The sequence below is a fragment of the Nocardia sp. NPDC004604 genome, from assembly GCF_040609795.1.
Taxonomy (GTDB): domain Bacteria; phylum Actinomycetota; class Actinomycetes; order Mycobacteriales; family Mycobacteriaceae; genus Nocardia.
This window is the reverse complement of sequence record NZ_JBEXLC010000039.1, coordinates 1-20,039: the sequence shown is the minus strand read 5'-3', so window position 1 is coordinate 20,039 and position 20,039 is coordinate 1. Positions and strand designations below refer to the sequence as shown.

Annotated in this window: 15 protein-coding genes and 1 pseudogene; 8 read left to right on the top strand and 8 right to left on the bottom strand. The window is 66.8% G+C overall.

Annotated features, from left to right (window positions below):
* Positions 1 to 13: 13 nt before the first annotated feature.
* Positions 14 to 796: an SDR family oxidoreductase gene (locus ABZW16_RS16365; protein ID WP_354956555.1), complete on the bottom strand. Its 783-nt coding sequence runs from the start codon at positions 794 to 796 to the stop codon at positions 14 to 16.
* A gap of 249 nt (positions 797 to 1,045) precedes the next feature.
* On the opposite strand from ABZW16_RS16365, the gene ABZW16_RS16360 reads away from it, so the two are divergent.
* From ABZW16_RS16360 to ABZW16_RS16345, 4 genes are all read left to right on the top strand, one after another.
* Positions 1,046 to 2,386, top strand: a complete 1,341-nt coding sequence (locus tag ABZW16_RS16360; RefSeq protein ID WP_354956553.1) for a lipase family protein — start codon at positions 1,046 to 1,048, stop codon at positions 2,384 to 2,386.
* 128 nt (positions 2,387 to 2,514) lie between these two features.
* Positions 2,515 to 3,324 (top strand): tRNA (guanosine(46)-N7)-methyltransferase TrmB, encoded by an 810-nt coding sequence (gene trmB / locus ABZW16_RS16355; protein ID WP_354956551.1) that lies wholly within the window; start codon positions 2,515 to 2,517, stop codon positions 3,322 to 3,324.
* Between the two features lie 115 nt (positions 3,325 to 3,439).
* Complete coding sequence (locus ABZW16_RS16350; protein WP_354956626.1) at positions 3,440 to 4,120, top strand: NYN domain-containing protein; 681 nt, start codon at positions 3,440 to 3,442, stop codon at positions 4,118 to 4,120.
* Positions 4,120 to 6,930 carry an MMPL family transporter gene (locus ABZW16_RS16345; protein ID WP_354956549.1) on the top strand — a complete coding sequence of 937 codons (2,811 nt, stop codon included), beginning with the start codon at positions 4,120 to 4,122 and terminating at the stop codon, positions 6,928 to 6,930. The genes ABZW16_RS16350 and ABZW16_RS16345 overlap by 1 nt, the downstream gene beginning before the upstream one ends.
* 335 nt (positions 6,931 to 7,265) lie before the next feature.
* Here ABZW16_RS16345 and ABZW16_RS16340 read toward each other — a convergent pair whose 3' ends face one another.
* Both ABZW16_RS16340 and ABZW16_RS16335 read right to left on the bottom strand, forming a co-directional pair.
* Positions 7,266 to 8,963 carry a DUF2339 domain-containing protein gene (locus ABZW16_RS16340; RefSeq protein ID WP_354956547.1) on the bottom strand — a complete coding sequence of 566 codons (1,698 nt, stop codon included), beginning with the start codon at positions 8,961 to 8,963 and terminating at the stop codon, positions 7,266 to 7,268.
* A 749-nt stretch (positions 8,964 to 9,712) separates the two neighbouring features.
* Entirely contained in the window at positions 9,713 to 10,174 is a 462-nt protein-coding gene (locus ABZW16_RS16335; RefSeq protein ID WP_354956545.1) for a hypothetical protein, read from the bottom strand.
* 317 nt (positions 10,175 to 10,491) lie between these two features.
* Here ABZW16_RS16335 and ABZW16_RS16330 point away from each other — a divergent pair, with 317 nt between their 5' ends.
* A complete protein-coding gene (locus tag ABZW16_RS16330; protein ID WP_354956544.1) occupies positions 10,492 to 11,682 on the top strand; it encodes a helix-turn-helix transcriptional regulator in 1,191 nt (396 codons plus the stop codon).
* Positions 11,683 to 11,690: 8 nt separating this feature from the next.
* Here ABZW16_RS16330 and ABZW16_RS16325 read toward each other — a convergent pair whose 3' ends face one another.
* The 4 genes from ABZW16_RS16325 to ABZW16_RS16310 form a co-directional block, all read right to left on the bottom strand.
* The gene (locus ABZW16_RS16325) at positions 11,691 to 12,395 is read right to left on the bottom strand and encodes a DUF1707 domain-containing protein (RefSeq protein WP_354956543.1); all 705 of its coding nucleotides are present in this window, start codon (positions 12,393 to 12,395) and stop codon (positions 11,691 to 11,693) included.
* A gap of 217 nt (positions 12,396 to 12,612) precedes the next feature.
* Positions 12,613 to 13,317, bottom strand: coding sequence for a response regulator transcription factor (locus tag ABZW16_RS16320; protein WP_354956542.1), 705 nt, complete (start codon positions 13,315 to 13,317; stop codon positions 12,613 to 12,615).
* Entirely contained in the window at positions 13,278 to 14,483 is a 1,206-nt protein-coding gene (locus ABZW16_RS16315) for a DUF5931 domain-containing protein (protein ID WP_354956541.1), read from the bottom strand. The genes ABZW16_RS16320 and ABZW16_RS16315 overlap by 40 nt, the downstream gene beginning before the upstream one ends.
* Positions 14,461 to 15,720 (bottom strand): AI-2E family transporter, encoded by a 1,260-nt coding sequence (locus ABZW16_RS16310; protein ID WP_354956540.1) that lies wholly within the window; start codon positions 15,718 to 15,720, stop codon positions 14,461 to 14,463. Before ABZW16_RS16310 ends, ABZW16_RS16315 begins: the two co-directional genes overlap by 23 nt.
* A gap of 101 nt (positions 15,721 to 15,821) precedes the next feature.
* Between ABZW16_RS16310 and ABZW16_RS16305 the strand changes: the two genes are divergently transcribed.
* The 3 genes from ABZW16_RS16305 to ABZW16_RS16295 all read left to right on the top strand — a co-directional run bounded on the left by ABZW16_RS16305 (position 15,822) and on the right by ABZW16_RS16295 (position 19,107).
* The gene (locus tag ABZW16_RS16305; protein WP_354956624.1) at positions 15,822 to 17,357 is read left to right on the top strand and encodes an adenylate/guanylate cyclase domain-containing protein; all 1,536 of its coding nucleotides are present in this window, start codon (positions 15,822 to 15,824) and stop codon (positions 17,355 to 17,357) included.
* Between the two features lie 58 nt (positions 17,358 to 17,415).
* Entirely contained in the window at positions 17,416 to 18,531 is a 1,116-nt protein-coding gene (locus ABZW16_RS16300; RefSeq protein WP_354956539.1) for a YbhN family protein, read from the top strand.
* Between the two features lie 195 nt (positions 18,532 to 18,726).
* Complete coding sequence (locus ABZW16_RS16295; RefSeq protein WP_354956538.1) at positions 18,727 to 19,107, top strand: DUF3054 domain-containing protein; 381 nt, start codon at positions 18,727 to 18,729, stop codon at positions 19,105 to 19,107.
* Positions 19,108 to 19,111: 4 nt separating this feature from the next.
* On the opposite strand, the pseudogene ABZW16_RS16290 reads toward ABZW16_RS16295, so the two are convergent.
* A pseudogene (locus ABZW16_RS16290) lies at positions 19,112 to 20,039 on the bottom strand (penicillin-binding protein); the annotation flags it as partial.

Here is a 20,039-nt window from a genome sequence, read left to right as displayed (position 1 = left end):
TGGCTCGAAAGGATCAGCTGCCGCTGAAGTATTTATTCGCAGTGCGCACGGCCCAGTTCGGCGCGTATTTGGCGGCGGCCGCCAGTACCTTTGCCTGCGTGCCGATTTCGTAGTGCACGCGCGGCAGCCGACCGCGCTTTCGGGTCGCGTCCCAGATGCCGTTCGCGACATCGGTGGCGGTCAGGCGCACGCCGAGCGATTTGGTCGAGGCGGTCTCCACCCCGTCCACCATGGCGGTCGACACGAACAGCGGCCACACCGCGATCACCCGGATATCGTGCTGCTCCCATTCCAGATCCAGCGCCTCGGTCAGGCTTTTGACCGCCGATTTGGTCGCGCCGTAGCTGGCCAGTTCGGGCTGACCGTAGATCGCCGAGGCCGAGCACAGATTCACCACCTGCGCACCCGGCGTATCGCGCAGATAGGTGAACGCCGCATGCGTGCCCGCGATCACCCCGCCGAGATTGACATCGACAATCGCCTGGTGGGTGGCGAGGTCGATCGATTCGAACGGACCCGCACGCAGGATGCCAGCGTTATTGATGAGGATGTCGAGGCGCTGCTCATCGGCGTGGAACTCGGCGAGACGTTCGGTCCAGTGCGTGTCGTTCGTCACATCCAGTACCCCGGTCCGCACGCTGCCATCGGTGGCGTGGATATCGGCGGCGAGCCTGGTCAGGCCCACCTCATCGATGTCGTAGGCGCCGACGTGGTACCCCTGTGCAGCGAAAAGTAGGGCCGTGGCCCGGCCGATACCCGCCGCCGCACCGGTAATGAACACAGTCGGTCTGCTCATGCGCGCAGTCTAGTGCGACGGCAAGCCCCCTACCTCGGGGTTCCCACAGATACCCGCGGTCACCTAATCTGACCTGACGGTCAGCACCATAGTCGCTGCGCGGCTTAACTTTTCGAGCCCGCAGCACGAACGACGGTCCGTAAGAAAAAAACTTACATAACCACGCGAGGCCCCAGGAGCTCCGCGAGTCGGTTAGCCTGCCGACCTGAACGGAACGCGTTCCGTGCAGGTCTCGATGAGGAGGTTGCCGTGGCCATCGATGTCATCGGTGCTGGCGAGCCGGATGCGTCCGGCGATGGTGAACCACTGCTACCCAGTGCCGACCCGTTCCTGCGGCCGCCGAAGGGCTTCGCGTCCCGTCCGCCCGGCACCATCCTGCGCAGCCGCCGCGTCGAACTCGCACTGTTCGGCCTTGTGCCGCAGCAGGTCTCGGCATGGCAGCTGCTCTACCGCAGCTGCGATCTGCACGGCACACCGGAGGCGGCGATCACCACGGTGCTGTTGCCGCTGGACGCCGAGCCGGAGGAGGACCGCCCGTTGCTGGCCTTCCAGACCGCCATGGACGCGGTCGCCGAGCGGTGCTCGCCGTCCTACGCATTGCGTCGCGGTTCCCATGCGCTCGGCTCGGTCACCCAGTTCGAATGGATGCTGGTGGCCAATGCCCTGCGCCGGGGTTGGGCGGTCAGCATCGCCGATCACGAGGGTCCGCACGGGAACTTCGGCGCGCCGCGCGAGCCCGGCTACCGCGGACTCGACGGGATCCGCGCGGCACTGCGCTTCGCCCCGCTCGGTCTGCGGCCCGACACCCGGGTCGGGGTGTGGGGTTATTCCGGTGGTGGCATGGCCAGTTCCTGGCTGGTCGAGATGGCGCCGACCTACGCACCGGAGATCGATATCGTCGGCGCCGTACTCGGTGCGCCGGTCGGCGATCCCGGACAGGTCTTCACCCGGCTGAACGGCGGACATTACGCCGGACTGCCCGCGATCGTGGTCGCGGCGCTGCGCCGGTTGTATCCGGCGCTGGCTGCGGTATTCGACGGCGACTGCGATGCCGAGGGGCATCGGCTTATCGAACGCGCCGAACGGGCGACACCGCTCTCGGCGATACTCGGCCTCGTCAATAGAGATGTCGGCCACCATCTGACCCGACCACTCGATGAGGTGCTCGCCGCACCCGATATGCAGGCCATGCTCGCCGATCTGCGGCTCGGCCACTCCACCCCGACCTGTCCGCTGCTGATAGTGCAGCCGGTGCACGACCAGATCATTCATATGGATGGCGTGGACGGCCAGGTCGAGCGGTATCGGCGGGGCGGGGCGCAGGTCACCTATGTGCGTGATCGGCTCAGCGAACACTTCTCGCTGCTTCCGCTGGCCACCCCGATCAGTCTGGACTGGCTCAGTGATCGGCTGGCCGGGCAGCCGGTGCACGAGGAGAGCGACAGCACGGTGTGGTCGGTCGCGGCCTCACCCGCCGGGGTGCGCGGGCTGTTGGAGATGCTCGGGACCGCGCTCAAAGTGGCACTGGGCAAGCCGCTGCGTCAGGAGACCGCGCCGACGAAGCGAATCCGCCGCGTACGCGCCGCCTGAGCGGGGCGAGCGGGCCAGCCGCGAGCAGCCGGCCGACCCATGCGACCAGGTCGCCAACGGCCCCTTTCGAGCGACCCACAAGCAATCGCCAGCGGCCGATTGCCGCCCTGATCATCCGATGCTGGACAATGGACCGCGTGAACGACGCCGCGAACCACACTGCCGAGTCAGTTCCCGGACCGCCGTCCACAGCTTCGGCTCCGGCGGACGGTGGATCCCGAAAGGGCTCGGGCTCCCGCCTGTACCCCCGAGTAACGAGCTTCCGCTCGCGCCGGGTCGCACTGACCGCGACCCAGCAGCAATCCTGGGATCGCACCTGGCCGCGCATCGGCCGCGATGTGGCCGACGAGCCATTGGACGCCACGGCCTGGTTCGGGCGGGAGGCCCCGCTGGTCATCGAGATCGGTTGTGGCACAGGCACCGCCACCGCCACGATGGCACAGGCCGAACCCCATTTGAACCTGATCGGCATCGAGGTCTACCAGCCCGGCCTCGCCCAACTGGTGCAGCGCATCGAGCGCGAGCACATCGACAACATCCGCCTGCTGCGCGGTGATGCCGTAGACGTGCTGGAAAATATGATTGCTGAGCAGTCGCTCACCGGCGTGCGAGTCTTCTTTCCCGACCCATGGCCGAAGGCCAGACACCACAAGCGGCGGCTGCTGCAGCCATCGACGGTGGCGCTGATCGCGAATCGCCTACGGCCGGGCGGGGTATTGCACGTCGCGACCGACCACGCCGACTACGCGGAATTCATCGCCGCGGTCGGCGCGGCGGAACCACAGCTCATCGGCCTGAACGAGACCACCGGCGGACACAGCGCGGAACATCGCGACAGCGCGCCGATCGGCTTCGAAAGGCCGGTCACCAAATTCGAAGGCAAGGCACATCGCGCAGGAAGCGCCATCAACGAGTTCATATGGGGGAAGATCGGATGATGAGCGAGCCCAGCGAGCGAGTGATTAGCTCAGCCGTCATGACGGCCATGTCGGAGCCGAGCGCCAGCGAGGCGAAAGCATGAGCATCAGTGACGTCGTAGAGGTTGCCGGGGAGATGCACGGCACCGGAACCGAGGTGATCGGTGCCACCGGACCGGATGTGCGTCGGGTGCTGCTGGTCTGGGACGCCCCGAACCTCGATATGGGACTCGGCGCCATCCTCGGCGGGCGTCCGACGGCTGCCTATCGACCGCGCTTCGACGCGCTCGGCCGCTGGCTGCTCGCACGCACCGCCGAGCTATCGGTGGGCAGCGTGACCCGGGTCGAGCCGGAAGCCACCGTCTTCACCAATATCGCCCCGGGCACCGCGGATGTGGTGCGGCCGTGGGTGGAGGCGCTGCGCAATGTCGGCTACGCGGTCTTCGCCAAGCCCAAGATCGATGAGGACTCCGATGTGGACGCGGATATGCTCGCGCACATCGAGCTACGCAGTCGCGGCGCCGGACTGGCGGGCATCATGGTCGCCTCCGCCGACGGCCAGGCGTTTCGCGAACCACTCGAACAATTGGCCGCCAACGGAATCCCTGTTCAGATACTCGGCTTCCGTGAGCATGCGAGTTGGGCCGTCACATCCGATACCCTCGAATTCATCGACCTCGAGGACATCCCGGGCGTGTTCCGTGAACCGCTGCCCCGGGTCAGCCTCGACTCGCTGCCCGACGAGGGTGCCTGGCTGCAGCCGTTCCGGCCGCTGTCGGCACTGCTCACCTCTCGCCCTGCTCAAGGAGTCGCTTAGTGTTCACACGCTGGGGCGATCTGGTCTACCGGCTGCGCTTCGCCGTCATCGGCATTGTCGCGGCCGGACTCTTGGCACTTGGCGGCTATGGCCTCGGCCTGGAGGACCATCTCAGTTCCAGCGGATGGGATGACCCGACGTCGGAGTCGGCCAAAGCTGCAAAGCTGTCCGACGAGGCCTTCGGTCGCGATCACAACAGCGATGTCATTGTGCTGTACACCGCGCCGGGCAGTAAGACGATCGACGATCCCGCATTCCGGCAGCAGGTCGTCGACAGCCTGAACAAGCTGCCGCGCGAGCATCCGGACGAGATCACCAAGGTCAACGGCGCCTACTGGCAGACCGAAACCGGTCCGGCCTCACCATTGACGTTCGGTTCGAAGGATAAGAAGTACACCTTCGCCTCGATCGCCATCAAGGGCGATAACGACACCGCTATGGTGCGCAACTTCCGGAAGGTGAAGGACGCCTTCGCCATTCCCGGCGTCGATGTGCAGGTCGCTGGTCTGCAGGCGGTGGCGGGCACGCTGAACGACACCATGGCCGCCGACCAGAAGCGGATGGAGATCCTGGCCATCCCCGCGGTCGCGGTGCTGCTGTTCTTCATCTTCGGCGGTGTGGTCGCGGCGGCGCTGCCGCTGATCGTCGGTGGTCTCACGGTGATCGGCGCCTGGGGAATCGTGCGCTTCGCCACCGAGTTCACCGAGGTCAACTCGTTTGTCTCGCCGGTCGTTTCGATGATCGGTCTCGGTCTGGCCATCGACTACGGCCTATTCATCGTGAGCCGGTTCCGCGAGGAACTCGCCGAGGGCTATGACACGCGCGCGGCCGTGCGCCGGTCGGTGATGACCGCGGGTCGTACCGTTGTGTTCTCCGCGACCATGATCATCGCCAGCCTCGGCGGCATGCTGCTGTTCCCGCAGGGCTTCCTCAAATCGATTGCCTACGGCTCCATCGCGACCGTCTCGCTGGCCGCGCTGACCGCCATCACCATCCTGCCCGCGATGCTCAGCATCCTGGGGTCGCGGGTGGATATGCTCGGGTTCAAGCGATTCCGCAAGACCAAGACCGCCGAGGACGTCGAGAACGGCTTCTGGGGCAAGTCGACCCGCTGGGTGATGCAGCATCCGCTCAAGATCGCCATCCCGATCTGCATCCTGTTGCTGCTGTTGATCATTCCGGTCAAGAATCTGGCATTCGGCGGTATCAACGAGCGGTATCTGCCGCCGGACAATTCGACTCGACTGGCGCAGGCGAAGTTCGACTCGATCTTCCCGCTGCGCAAATCCGATCCGATCCAGCTGGTCTTCGTCTCCGATAACAGCAATGACGTCGGCAAGGTGTGGGCCGCGGCCAAACAGGCGCCCGGCTTGAACGGCACCTTCAATGTGCCGTCGCGCTCCACCTCCGACCCGGATGTCTACAGCACCAGCGCGACGCTCGAGGACTCCGAAAACCCGGATCCGACCATCGACTATCTGCGCTCCCTCGACATGCCCGACGACGTGCAGATGTATGTCGGCGGTCAGCCCGCGATCCAGAAGGACAGCATCGATGCGCTGCTGCATCGGATGCCGTTGATGATCACGCTGGTCCTGTTCGTGACCACGCTGCTGATGTTCCTCACCTTCGGCTCACTGGTGCTGCCGATCAAGGCCGCATTGATGAGCGCGCTCGGATTGGGTTCCACACTCGGCATTTTGACGTGGATCTTCGTCGACGGGCACGCCGCGAGCCTGCTGAACTTCACCCCGCAGCCGATCATGTCGCCGGTGCTGGTGCTGATCATCGCGGTCATCTATGGTCTGTCGACCGACTATGAGGTATTCCTCCTGTCGCGCATGGTCGAGGCGCGCGCCCAGGGGGCATCGACCACCGAGGCGGTGCGCATCGGCACCGCGCAGACCGGACGGATCATCACCGCCGCCGCGCTCATCCTGCTCGTGGTCACCGGCGCGTTCGCATTCTCCGATCTGGTGATGATGCAGTACCTGGCCTACGGCATGATCGCGGCGCTGTTCATCGACGCCACCATCCTGCGTATGCTGCTCGTCCCGGCCACCATGAAACTGCTCGGTGACGACTGCTGGTGGGCACCGACGTGGATGAAGAAGGTGCAGCAGAAGGTCGGGCTCGGCGAGCCGATTCTCGATGATGAGCGGCCCGGTGGCGGCGAGCTCGTCGACCTGGTCAAGACCACCCCGATCACCGATCCGCCGACCATGCAGATGCCCGCGCTCTCCGATAACGCCACGACCCGGACCCGCAGCCCGCGCCGTCCGCGCACGATCGAGGAGATCGAGGCGGGTGCGCCGACGCAGCATCTGACCAAGATCCCGGCGGATCCGCCGGTGCCGCCGCGACCGGTTGCCGCGCCGCATGATCCGACGCGGCCGCGGGCGAATCCGTCTGCGCCTCCGATACCTTCCGTGCAGCCCGCGCCGCCGGTACGCCGGTTGGCCGAACCGGTCGTTCGGCCGCGTCCGCTGCCGGGGATTCCAGGGGCGTCCGAGCCGACGTATCCGATTCCGCCGGCGCCTACGCCGATGCCGCCACCGCCGGGCCAGCCCACACCTTTGCCGACGGCTTCGTCGGACCACCCGGCCCACCACGCGGCGCCCGAACAACCCGCCACCCCGCCATCGAATGACGAAGTCCCGGACCAGAACCGGAGCAGCATCGAAAACTGGATGGCCGAATTGCGCTCCAACCGCCGCGGCATCGGCAAACCCGATGGGGGCCGCCACCACAGCGCCGATGGCCGCACCGTCAGCGTGAACGAACTGTTGCGTCGCAGGGGGAGCGAATAGCCGACGTTCGGTGCGTCGAGAGGACCGAGCGCCACGTGATCGTCGACAGGTAAGGCGGCATGTGGTCAGTGGTAGCCGACAGACGCTACGGTGGGCGCGATATCGATGGTCAGCGCATCCCCGTCGGCTTCGAGTAGTCCGGTGCGCCGTCCCGTGCGGCAATCGCAGATCATGAGATTGCCTCGGGTGCCGACAGAAATGACTGTGCGGCCGCAACTTTGGGTTGCGGCCGTGCAGCTGTGGCAACGGAGGGTAGTGCCGACCGGATTCCGGGCGTGGATGCGCGATTCAGCGACTGGGTAGCCGGGAGGCCGCCGCCAATGAGAGGCGCGGCGTCAGTTGGCTGGGGCGTCGTCTGAATTTCGTTTCGAGGCACCGGCTTCGGCGAAGGCTCGGGCGTAGCGGGTACCCGCGAGCAGGAGCAGGACGCCGACTATCAGGAAGGCGGCCACTCGGACGAGGCCGTCGAGGGTGGCGAGGTCGAATAGGAACAGTTTGGCCAATGCCGCGGCCGTGACGAGGAGTCCGGAACCGAGGGCGAGTTTCGCCACCGCGGCCGAGCGGGATAGGTTGCGCAGACCGAAGAGCAGCGCGGCGGTGGCCGCGGCCATCCAGATAATGGTGGCGGCGCTGTGGCCGATGATGAAGCCGTCGGCGGCACCGGATGCGATGCCGATCGAGACCGTCGCGGCGGTTACGGCATACAGGCCCGCGATGCTCGCGACGACGAATAACGTCGATTCATCGGTGCCGCCCCTGGTCATGCCGGGGAGTCTCCGGGCACACCAGACGCCCGCGGCGATTACGGCCAGTGCGAGGACTGCCCCCAATGCGGTGGAGATGCCCATGCGCTCCTGCGCGATCCGTTGTGTCGCAAGCGCTTCCGGCGTCACAGTGATGAAGTACGCCATGGCGCCGACCATCGTGTAGGCCGCACCGAAGGCGGCGGTAACACGCGAGCATTGCTGACCTGCCACCCCAAGGAAGCCCAGCGCAACCAGGAACAGCGCGATCGGCAGGGTCGACACCCGGGTGATCCCGACACAGGCTTCGAGCAGTGCGAAGGAACCGGCTATCGCGGCGACGAGTGCGATCGAACCCGGAATCCGCACCAGCTCACGCAGTTTCGGCGCCGTCGACAATGCCGCCACGGCCAAGAGCGCCGCCGCGTAGATCCCGGCGACCAAGGCAGCCGAGTGCCGCTCGAACAGCGCGGGTGCCGCCAAGAGCGGAACCGTCGACAGGGCGAAGGCCAGCGCGGCGACCATATCCCCGGATCGTTTGCGCACCATCAGGAAACCGCCGACCAGCCCGATCGATGCAATCGCCACCGCGGCGGTGAGCAGCCAGTAGGTCCGGCCAGGTGCCGGATCGCCAACGGCGGCCACCGCAATGGCGACCAAGGCCGCCAATGTCACCGGCACCGTGCGCACCGCATGCAGGAACGGCCAATCGCGCGCCAATTGCACCGGCACACAGGTCAACTGCAGCACGATCAGGAAGGCGAGCAGTACCAATTCCGAGGTCACGAACGGCGATAACACCGCCGCACCCGCGACCACCAGCACCGCGAGCGGCTGCGACTGCCAGCGCAGCGCCAGCCCGACCCCACCCGCGGCAACGGCCAACGCTACCCCGAGCCCGACCACCGGATGCAGCCACCCATAGATCGCGGTCACCGCAACCACATCCAGATATGCCCCCGCAATACCCGTGGCCGCCAACGAAATTCCGCCGACCCGTCCACCGGCTCGCCCGAACACCCGCACACCGACCCCAACCAATGCCGCCGAGAACATTGCCCCGGCAACAACTCTCGGCACCGGACCGAAGAATCCGGCCTGCGCCGCGAGCACCAACAGCATCACCACCCCGATCAGTGTCACCCCAACCCCGGCCACCGCCAATGCCCGACTGATCATCCCCTCCTGCTGCCACCACGGCGTCCGCGGCGCACCCGCCCCACCCCGCACCGGCGGCCCCGGCGGCCGCACCCCCGGCGGAACCACCCCCGTCCGCTGCGGCACACCCATCGGCCGGTACCCACCGTGAGTTCCCGTCGGCGCACCTATCGGCCCGTACCCACCGCGAGTTCCCGTTGCTCCCGGCGGCACACCCACCGGCTGCCCGTACCCACCCGGAACTCCCGCCATCCCAGCAGGAGCTGCCACGGCCGCCCAACCGGACACCGCAGTAGCAGCTGGTTGCATATAGCCGACCCCATGCGCGGGCGCTGGCTCTGCCCAACCCGAAGACATAGCAGGCGGCACCGGAATCCGGCCCATCCCCGTGACAGGACCCGATCCGGGCCCCTCCGCCCCCACCGCAGGCTCACCAGGCACCTCACCTGCGGCGGGTACGGCTGGAGCATCAGGCATCGCACCCATCCCGGATGCTCCCGGCGGCACGGCCTCTGGCAACTGCCTCCGGCGACCCACCAGGTCTCCTGAGACTGCGCCTTCGAAACCGAGCTGCGCTGACGGCGCCGACGCAGGAACAGACGAACCGGATGGCACGTTAACGGAATCGAGCGGCGAATCCACGGCAGCCGGTGCATCTGCCGCATATTTCGAAACCTCAGATGCCGCAACCGAACTCGCCTCGATCTGGCAGCGCAGCAAATCCAGGTCTCGGCCCAGAACGCCCATTTGCGTTCCCAACGCCGTGAACTCCCCTGACAACCGCGAAATCAGCACGGGATCGATAGACGAAGTCATGCCCCAATGCTGATTCGCACGCCACGCCGACACATGAGTAGAAATCCTCGGTGGACCCCAGATATCTACCCGACTTGCGGGGCTCGCATTGTGGTGACCTGGTGGACCGCGTTGATCACCGCTGATCGGGGTGGCATGCGCAGGACGCCGGGAGCCGGTTCGCCTGCCCAGTGCCAGCCGAGTTGGGAGTCGGTGGTGGGGAGCATGACGTAGCGGCCGCCGGGGATGACGGTCACGTGGTGTCCGGCCAGGCAGCGGCGCACGCTGATATCGACGGGGCTCGACTGACCCGGGGGTGCGACGAGGAAGGTCCAGGTGCGCTCGCCGGGATCGGCGACCACGGGGGCCGTGTAGCCCCGCTCCAAGGTGGCGAGGACCTTGCGGCCCAGATCTGGTGGCATCACCAGGGCGCCGAGGATGGAGCCGGTGGTGATCATCGGGCGACCTGCCAGCAGCTGAACCGGCAACCCGTACCGATGGCGCAGCAAATGCGCGACTTCATTGGGAGAGTGACAGCGCTCGAACATGGCCTACCCCTCACCTCGCCAGCAGACCGGGCAGCCCCCTGCGCGTAGCGGGCCGTGCTGTTCGCGCACGCGCTGGATGTGGCGCGCGGATCGATTGGTGTGTGCACCCGGCTCGAGCGCGCGATCGGCGCGGAGAGCTCGCACGGTGGTAATCGGCATGGTGATCATTGCCGCCGCCCTTTGCATTCTCAAAGTTGCAGAAAGGCAACGGTATTCCAACTGAGCGTGCACGAGTCGTACGTAATGTCCCACTTTGGGTGAGCGCAATCACTTAACGTCGTACGCTGAAACAAGGATGTAACAAAGGACTTGGCTAGATGGACGATTCCTCGATCGGCGTGCGGATTCGGCTGTTCCGCGGCAAGGCGCTGACCCAGCGCCAACTCGCCGACCAAGCCGGTGTCAGCGTGGACCTGGTGCGCAAACTGGAACAGGGTGGCCGCCAGACCGCGTCGATAGCCAGCCTGCAAAAGCTCGCGCGCGCACTGGATGTCGACATCTCCGACCTGGTGGGCAAGCGGCACGGCATACCCTCCGGCAATCCGGATGCGGGCATCGTCGCGATCCGGCGCGCGCTGACGCCGGTCGACGATCTGCTCGGCGAGATGCCCCACGAGGACGCGATCGGCCTCGACGAGGCGAGTCGCGCAGTCGATTACGCGTGGGGCGCCTACTGGACGGGCCGCTACGAACTGCTGACCACGATCCTGCCGTCGGGGCTCACCCAACTGCGGGCTACGGTGCACGCCGCCCACAACGGCACGGTCGCCCCGGCGAATGAACTACTCGCCCGGATGTATTGGGTCACCGGCTGCACACTGGTGCACCTCGGCCAGACCGATCCGGCATTCCTGGCGATCCGGCAGGCACTGGCCGCGGCCGAACTCGGCAACGATCCGCTGCTGCTGGCCACCATCCGCGGCTCGGTCGCCTGGCAGCTGCTGGTGCAGGGCCGTTATGACGAATCGCGCAAGGTCGCGCTGCGTGCGGCGGCGAGCCTGGAACCCGAGGGCGACGAAACCCTCGCGCATCTGTCCGCGTACGGGTCACTGGTGTTGCAGGGCGCCACTGCGGCGGGCCGCGCGCAGGAGGTGCCCGAAGCGCTGTCGCTGGTCCAAGCGGCCGGTGAGGTCGCACTGCGCATCGGCAGCGATCGGCATGACTACGAAACCTATTTCGGCCCTTCGCAAGTCGTCATGCAGACCGTCGATGTGAATGTGAGCTCCGAACGCTATCCGGAGGCGCTGGCCGCCGCAAAGGATATGCCCGCGAATTGTGGTCTCCCGCAGGCCTCCCGGGCCCGCCACCTCACCGACACCGCCGTCGCCCTGACCCGAACCGGCCAGCACAAGCGCGCACTCGACGCACTACTCAATGCCGAACGCGTCGGCGGCGCCGACTGGATCAAATACCAGACCCTGCCGAGGCATATCGTCTCCGAACTGCTCGACCATGACCGCCGAGTCCCGCTGCGCGCCTTCGCCCGCCGCATCGGCGTCAACGACTAGTCCGGCGTTCAGCTGCCCATCAACTTGCGCCACTGGGCGCGCAGGGTGTGTTTGGCGGTCACCGAGCCGAAGCGGATCCGGCCCTGGACGACCACGTGCAGCGGGCCGAAGGGTGGGCCGGTGCGAACCTTGTTGTTGACACTGGAGCCGATCAGGTCGACGCCATTGAGGTCGACGGTGGCCTCGGCGGGGACGATCAGGGTGAGCGAACTCAGATAGTCGTCGACATTCACCTCGACGACCTGCGTGGACATGATCGCCTCGGTGAAATCGAGGGTGACGCCGGAGAGCCAGTTGTTCAGGTGCAGCGATGGCGCGACCTGCCATGGGCCGCGACGATTGACGCCGGAAAGACGGCTGCGGATCACATTGCCAGGCGTGGCATGCGCCGGAACCGACGGCGGCGGCGATACCGGCCGCTTCGCGACGCGGGGCGCGGCGTTGACGACTGTCGACGGCGGTGCGGCGGGCTGGCCGATGAGCCGGACACCGGGCAGATCGACCAGTACCGCATTGAGCTCACCGCGGGTCTTGGCGGCGAGCGCGGTATCCATCCGCTCGGTGAACTCCCCGAGCGAGAGCATGCCGAGCCCGACGGCCCGCTGCAGCAGTTGACCGACGTGCTCGCGTTCTGCGTCGGAGACGCGCAGTGCACGGTCGCCGACGACGTCACCGGAGCCGACACCATTGGATACCGAATCGGGGCCACCCATGAATTCGAGATTACCGAGCCCCGGGCGCTCGGTGCATCAGGGCAAACCCCGATTCCAGCACGGCCCCGACCCGAATCCCCGGCCCCCTCTCGCACCGGTGCACGTCACGGGCATCCGCCGCCCGATGCCGACGGTCTGCGGTCCGGTATTTCCAGCACCAGGGATCCCCGGGGTGGCGGGCAAGAAATCGGTGGCCGACCCCCGAGCCGATATCGCGCTATTCGAGCCCTTGCTCGATCGCATAACGGGTCAATTCGACACGATTGGCCAACTGCAACTTGCGCAATGTCGCCTGCACATGGTTCTCCACCGTCCGATGACTGAGCCCGAGCCGGGCGGCGATCTGCTTGGCGGACAAGCCCTTCGCCACCATCCGCAACACCTCGGTCTCGCGCTCGGTCAGTGCGGGCCGATGCGGTTCATCCGGTTGCGCGGGCGCGGTCGCCATCCGCCGATACTCGCCGAGCACCAGCCCGGCCAGTCCGGGTGTGAACACCGGCTGTCCCGCCGCGGTGGCCCGCACGGCCTCGATCAGCTCGCTGACCGACGCGCTCTTCACCAGATATCCGCAGGCCCCCGCCTTGATCGCGTCCAGCACATCATCGCGCTCGGCCGAGGCGGACAAGACGAGCACCCGACTCTGCGGCGACACCCGCAGCACCTCCGCGGTGGCCTGCGCCCCGTTCCCATCGGGCAACTGCATATCCATCAGCACCACTGCGGGCCGCGCCGCCGCCGCCCGCCGGGTGGCCGATCCGACCCCATCCGCGGTGGCGGCCACCTCGAATCCGGCCTCGGCCAGATCTCGCGAGACACCGTCCCGCCACATGGGATGGTCATCGACCACCATGACCGAAATCGCCTCGGCCGCACCGCCATCGGTCACACCGCACCTCCTGTACGTGGTACCCGGAACTCCCATTCGGTGCCGAATCCGACACCGCCCGCCGCCTCGGTCAGCAGCACCGCCGTCCCGCCCAACGTTTCGATCCGGCCGATAATGGAGCGCGAAACACCCATGCGCCCTTCGGCTTCCGCCTCGGCCAGGCGACCCGGCGCAATGCCGACGCCGTCATCGCGCACGCTGATGATCAGCTCGTCGCCGGTATCCTCCAGCAGCACATAGGCTTTCGCCTCCGGTCCGGCATGCAGCGCGACATTGGACAGTGCGTTCGCCACCGCCGCCGCGATCTCCCCCGCCGTCCAGCGTCCCACCCGGACGGGACCACCCGGTGTCGAAACGAATACCGATGGCGTCGCGTATGCGGTCAGCAGCGGTCGCAGATCGACATCGGCGCCACCGGTATCCCCGTGTTTGCCCTGTTCGGAGATCAGTACCCGCAGCGCCACTTCCTGTTCCGCGGCGCGCTGGGCCAATTCCTCCGTGGAACCGCCGATCTCGTTGCCGCGCCGCTTGATGTAGCTGAGCACCTGCAGTACACCGTCGTGCACCTCACGGGCCAGCCGCTCCCGCTCCTCGGCGGCTGCGGTCAGCCGCACGGCCCGTTCCAGCTGGCCTTGGGCGCGCCGCGCGGTATCGGCCGCGAGTCCGAGCGCAAGACCGATGGAGACGAGCACAGGCGCGGTCGCATCGGCCCACACGTCCTGCCCCCATTGTTCGCGCACTGTCACGATCACCGCTGCGATGAGCACCCCGGAGAGCACACCGGCCAGCGGCCCGCGCAGGATCGCTGCCGAGACAACGGCATTGGCGACCCACAGCGTGGTCGGCAGCGTCTGATGCCCGTGGTACCAGCCGTAATCGGCGACCAGTCGGGTCGAGGCGATGAGTGCGACAACCACCACGTGGTCGCCGATCACCACCCACCACCGCAACCGCGCCACATCGGGAAAGTGCCACTGCGACAACATAAATGCCGAGGTGCCCGACCACACCGCCATTACCGCGATCAGCACCCAGCTCAGCTGCTGGTGCTGGTAGTACTGCACCGAGGCGATCTGCTGGCCGACCGCGTAGAGCAGCGTGACCAGGCGCAACGCCTGTACGGCCCGCCACAGCGGCGCGGTTGCCGCATCGTCCGCGCTCAGTTCGGCAGGTCGGACCTCAGTCTGGTCCGGCCGCGTCATCGGTCTCGTCCCCACCTGGGTGCTCCCTGGCCGCCTCCCGCGCCAATGTCGCGTCCACGTCGAACCGGCCGGGTTCCGGTTTATCCGGCTCCGCCGAATACATTCTGTGCCCTTCGCCGGTGTGCAGTTCCTCGAACGCCTCCTCCGGGCTTTCGGACAGCAGTGAGCGGATCGCGGTATTCATCACCGCGACGAACGGCACCGCCAGCAAACCGCCAGCGATCCCGCCGAGCACGATGCCAGCGGCAATCGCCAGCACCACCGCCAGTGGATGGATGCTCACGGCCCGCCCGAGCAGCAACGGCTGCAGCACATGGCTCTCCAGCTGCATCACCGCGATGATGATGCCGAGCACGATCAGTGCGGTCACCCAGCCCTTGGTCACCAGCGCGATGAAGACCGCGATGGTCCCGGCCAGAAACGCACCGACGATCGGAATGAACGCGCTGATGAACACCAGCGAGGCCAGTGGCAGCGCCAGTGGCACCCCGAGAATCGCCAGGCCAGCACCGATGCCGATGGCATCGACGAGCGCGACGACCACGGTGGCGCGGACGAATCCGACCAGCGTGCCGAAGCCGAGTTGCCCTGCTGTGCGCACCTTTTCCCGATGCGGCCTCGGCACGATCCGGGTGACGAAGTGCCAGATCTGATCGCCGCTGTAGAGGAAGAAGATCAGAATGAACAGCGTCAGGAATGCGCCGGTGAGCATGTGCCCGATCACCGTCGCGGTGGTCAGCGCCCCGCTGGTGAGACCCTCCCGGTTCGATTGGATCGTCTTGACGATCGTGTCGCCCGCATTGCGGATCTGTTCATTGCTCAGATGGGGCGGACCATTGATCAGCCAGTCCTGAATCTCGTGAATGCTGTGGGTGATCTCGTCGGACAGCTGCGGCACACCCTCGACGAACTGTTCGACGACAAAGGTCATGATGCCCGCGACCACGCCGATCGATCCGAGTAGCGCGACGAAGACCCCCACCGCCCTCGGCACCCCTAGCCCTTGCAGCCAATCCACCAGCGGCGCCAGCAGTGCGGCGGCCAGCAATCCGATGGCGAGCGGGATCACCACCGTCGCCAACCTCTGCACCACCGCCGAGAGCGCGAGCAGCGCGGCGAACATCACCAGCAGCCGCCACGACCACTCCGCGGAAATCCGGACAAACGGATGGACGGAATCAGCAGCCGACCGCACAGCAGTGGCTTTCCCCGTAGCACTTACCTTCTGGTCGGTCACCTCCGCGAGCCTAATCGGCGCGGACCGCCGCGGATATGCACACATGATCGAAACGCTAGATTGGTCACGTGTCAGCGCCTTTGGAAGCGGTCAAACAGACCATGCGAACGCGCTGGCCGCTGTACCTGACATCGATGCTGTTGGCCAATGCCTTCGGTGCGGTCCTGGTGTGGGCGTTCATCCAATATGGACTCCCGGTTCCCGAGGGTGAGGCGGCCGGTGCGCGACGCACCGGCCTGGTGATTCCCGGTCTGGTATTCACCACCGGCGGTTTGCTGAGCCTTGCCGCGTCGGCACTGATGCTGCGGCCGGTCATGCGCTGGCAGATGCGCGGCGGACCGCCGAGCCGACAGGAGCAGATGGCCGCACTGCACGCGCCGCTGCGACAGGCGATCCTGCATCTGGTGCTGTGGTTGATCGGCGGCGCCATCCTGGCGGCGACCATCATCGTGGACGCGCCGGAACTGGCGGGCGCGGTCATCGTCACCGAATGTATGGCCGCGACGATCGTCTTCGGCTTCACCTATATGCTCGGCGAACGGATTCTGCGCCCGGTCGCCGCCGAGGCACTGACCGAGGGTTCGTTCGACCGCTCGCTGACCCCGGGCGTCGGCACCAGAATGGCGATGACCTGGGGTATGGGCACATTCGCCCCCACCATCGCCATTGTGCTGCTGTGCGTCACCCAGATCTCGTCGGATGTGAAGTTCTCGGCGCAGTCGCTGGCCATCTCCATCCTGCTGCTGTGCGGTGTGGTGATCATGCAGGCACTCGCGCTGTCCATGCTGACCGGATCGAGCATCACCGATCCGGTGCGCCAGCTCAGCCAGGCCATCGAACGGGTGCAGGAGGGTGCCCGTGACGTGCAGGTCGAGGTGTTCGACGGCAGTGAGATCGGACTGCTGCAGGTCGGCTTCAACCGCATGATGGAAGAGGCCGCCAAGCGCCGCGAGCTGCAGGAACTCTTTGGCCAGCATGTCGGAGAGGAGGTGGCGCAGCGCGCACTCGACTACGGCACCGAACTCGGCGGGGAGACCCGATTCGTGGCCGTGCTGTTCGTCGATATGGTCGGGTCGACCGCGACCGCGGCCGAGCGCCCGCCGACCGAGGTGGTCAGCCTGCTCAATGAGTTCTTCCGCATCGTCGTCGATGTCATCGACCGGCACCACGGGTTCGTCAATAAATTCGTCGGCGATGCCGCACTGGCGATCTTCGGCGCTCCGCTGGACCGGCCGGACGCACCGACCGCCGCCCTGGCCGCCGCCCGTGAACTGCGCGAAGCCCTGCGCGAGGTGCCCGGACTCGATATCGGTATCGGGGTATCGGCGGGTCTGGCGGTCGCCGGAAATATCGGCGCCGCAAACCGTTTCGAATACACCGTGATCGGCGATCCGGTGAACGAGGCGTCGCGGCTGACCGAGCTGGCAAAGGATCGCCCCGGCCGCGTACTCGCCTCCGGCAGCGCGCTGTATTTCGCCGATGAAAGTGAGCAGGACCTTTGGCTGACCGGGGACGAAGTCCAGCTGCGCGGGCGGCGGCGCAAGACCAGGTTGGCCTGGCCGCAGGAGAGCACCGCGATGCGGGCGACCGAACCGGACGAGCCGGCCTGGGTTGCGCCGGAGAGCTCCGGCGATTGAATCCCGGCCCCGCACGTCGATGCAGACAGCCGAACGATCGGTTAGTTAGGCTGACCGCGTGACGGCCAACGGGGAACTAGCAGGCGATCCGGCACCGCCGCCGCCCGAGGACCCGACCGACAGACCAGCGAAGCGGGGCCAGCGGGGAAGATTCTGGTGGGTCAAATGGGTCGCCGGTATGGCATTGCTGGCCTTGCTCATCGGCGAGGGTTACTACCTCTGGCCACGATTGCACGATTCCTGGAATAAGCTCACCGAAATTCACTGGGGCTGGGTCGCCGCCTGTATCTGGATGGCGGCACTGTCGATGAGCGGATTCAGCCGGGTTCAGAAACAGCTGCTGCACGCGGGCGGTGTCGATGTCCGCCAGCACAAATCCGTCGCCGTCGTCTACGGCGCCACCGCGATGTCGGTGACTTTGCCTGCCGGACAGGTGTTTTCCACCGCCTTCACCTATCGCCAGACCCGCCGCTGGGGTGCGAATCCGATCGTCGCCTCCTGGCAGCTGGTGATCTCCGGCGTGGTGGCCACCGCCGGACTCGCCCTGCTCGGCGTCGGCGGCGCACTGCTGGTCGGCAACCAGGTCGGGCCGTTCAAACTCATCCTGTCGGTGGTCGGTGTGATCGCGCTGGTGTGGGCGGGCAACTACCTGTCGAGGAATCCGGGCGCGCTGGAGGCGGTGCTGCGCCGCGGCCTCGCGCTGCTCAATCGAATCCGCAAAAGGCCCGCCGACCAGGGCATGAGCAAGATCGCCGAGGTGCTATCGCAGCTGGAGTCGGTGGATCTGGGCAAGCGTGACGGCGTTTTGGTCGCGGGCTGGGCGCTGGTGCACCGCTTTGCCGATGTCGCCTGCCTCGGCGCCGCCTGCTACGCGGTCGGCGCCGATCCGAAGCTGGCCGGTCTGCTCATCGCGTTCACCGCGGGCAAGGCCGTCGGTTCCATCCCGTTCGCACCCGGCGGCATCGTCTACGTCGACGCGACCCTCATCTACGGCCTCACGGCGGGCGCGGCCCTGCCCATCACCCAGGCCGTCGCCGCCGCCTTCGTCTATCGCCTGGTGAGCTTCATCCTGGTCGCGATCATCGGCTGGATCGTCTTCGCCTTCCTGTTCCGCACGCCACAGGCCGACGATGCGGAGCTCGAGAAGGAATTCGAGCAGCGCCGAACGCTGTGACATCGGCAGCGCTGTCGACGCTCGTATTCGCGGCCCCGAATATTCAGCATCGCGTAGCGATTCGATGAGGGGTGGTGGTCGGGCGACGGGTGGGCCTCGCGTCCGAGTCGTCGAGACTCGCGCCTACGCTCGGCGACTCCGTCCGGCAGGTGTCGCGTCTCAGCGACGGATATGGGCACTACTACGCTGGCCCGCGTGAAGAAACTGGTGCCGTTGCTGGTCGATGCACTGCTGGTGGTCCTGTTCTGCGCGATCGGCAGGCGCAGTCATGATGAGGCGATACTCACCGGATTGCTGAAGACATTCTGGCCGTTCGGAATCGGACTCGCAATCGGCTGGGTGGCGGCCGTCGCGGTCGCGAGCCGGATGCGTGACGAAGAGGGGCGCGCCGCGCACTTCGACGGGACCGCCCTGTGGCCGACCGGAGTTCTGGTCTGGTTCGGCACGCTCTGCGGCGGCATGGTGCTGCGCGTGATCAGCGGTCAGGGCACGGCATTCAGTTTCATCATTGTCGCGGCATGCGTGCTCGCACTGTTCCTGCTCGGCTGGCGCGCGGCCATCAAGGCCGTCAACTGAGCCATCAGGGCTCCGGAGACGCCAGGTACTGGAGCATCCTGGCGGCCATCCGCGCGGTCGCATCGCCGCTGTCGGTGTCATTGATATGGATCGCGAAGGCCAGATCCCCCACATTCGCAATGAGCCAACCGTCATTGCCCGCGGTGGCCGCGAATCCCGTGACATCGCGGAACGGCCGCAGCGGCGCGAATTCCGGTCGGCCCGCGCCATCGCGCAATAGTCCGCGCAGCCGGTCGGTCAGCTCCGGTGACATGCCGCTGACCTGCGCGTCGGTGGTGCTCGGCCGCCCGGCCTCGATCATCGGCGGCGGCACCTGTCCGCGCGCGATGGCGGCCGCGGCGATCGCCATGCCGAAGGGGCTGGCCAGCACCGCATCCGTTCCGCCGCCCTGACGGACCTGCTCGGCACTGCGACCCGCGACCGCGACCCGCCCGGTGACCTCATCCAGTCCGGGCACCTTGTAATCGACGCCAACACCGAGATTCGGCGCGGCCTCGGCCGCATCCGGCACCGACACATCCTGCGGTGCCTTGTTCTTCAGGACCGAGGCGACGGTGCGGAACAGGTCGATATTGGTGCCCACCGGATACAGCCCGGTGAAGGCGACCGAACCGTGCTCGCTGGCCTGCGTGTTCTGCGCGACCGCGACGACCGCGCCGCTGGAGGGCCGGATCGCCACGATCGAGGCGGGCGTACCGACGCTCACCACGGCATCCTCGGCGGCCCGCTGCAGGCGCTGATCCATGGTGGCCGCGACGTCCGGACCGGGCGGTCCCTGATATCCGGCGATCTGCCCGACGTAGCGGCCGTCCTGTTCGAAAACCTGCACGCCCCAACCGGAATGCTGGTCCTGACTGTCCTGCCACACCTTGCGCAGCGCGTCCAGCATCGGCGACCAGGTCCGGCGATCGGCGGAGATGAGCCGCGGCTGC

Excerpts from the sequence above, each read along its gene's own strand:
- ABZW16_RS16365 (WP_354956555.1), bottom strand. The coding sequence starts at position 796 with ATGAGCAGACCGACTGTGTTCATTACCGGTGCGGCGGCGGGTATCGGC.
- trmB (WP_354956551.1), top strand. The coding sequence starts at position 2,515 with ATGGACCGCGTGAACGACGCCGCGAACCACACTGCCGAGTCAGTTCCC.
- ABZW16_RS16350 (WP_354956626.1), top strand. The coding sequence starts at position 3,440 with ATGCACGGCACCGGAACCGAGGTGATCGGTGCCACCGGACCGGATGTG.
- ABZW16_RS16340 (WP_354956547.1), bottom strand. The coding sequence starts at position 8,963 with ATGGGTGTGCCGCAGCGGACGGGGGTGGTTCCGCCGGGGGTGCGGCCG.
- ABZW16_RS16335 (WP_354956545.1), bottom strand. The coding sequence starts at position 10,174 with ATGTTCGAGCGCTGTCACTCTCCCAATGAAGTCGCGCATTTGCTGCGC.
- ABZW16_RS16330 (WP_354956544.1), top strand. The coding sequence starts at position 10,492 with ATGGACGATTCCTCGATCGGCGTGCGGATTCGGCTGTTCCGCGGCAAG.
- ABZW16_RS16325 (WP_354956543.1), bottom strand. The coding sequence starts at position 12,395 with ATGGGTGGCCCCGATTCGGTATCCAATGGTGTCGGCTCCGGTGACGTC.
- ABZW16_RS16320 (WP_354956542.1), bottom strand. The coding sequence starts at position 13,317 with ATGGGAGTTCCGGGTACCACGTACAGGAGGTGCGGTGTGACCGATGGC.
- ABZW16_RS16315 (WP_354956541.1), bottom strand. The coding sequence starts at position 14,483 with ATGACGCGGCCGGACCAGACTGAGGTCCGACCTGCCGAACTGAGCGCG.
- ABZW16_RS16305 (WP_354956624.1), top strand. The coding sequence starts at position 15,822 with ATGCGAACGCGCTGGCCGCTGTACCTGACATCGATGCTGTTGGCCAAT.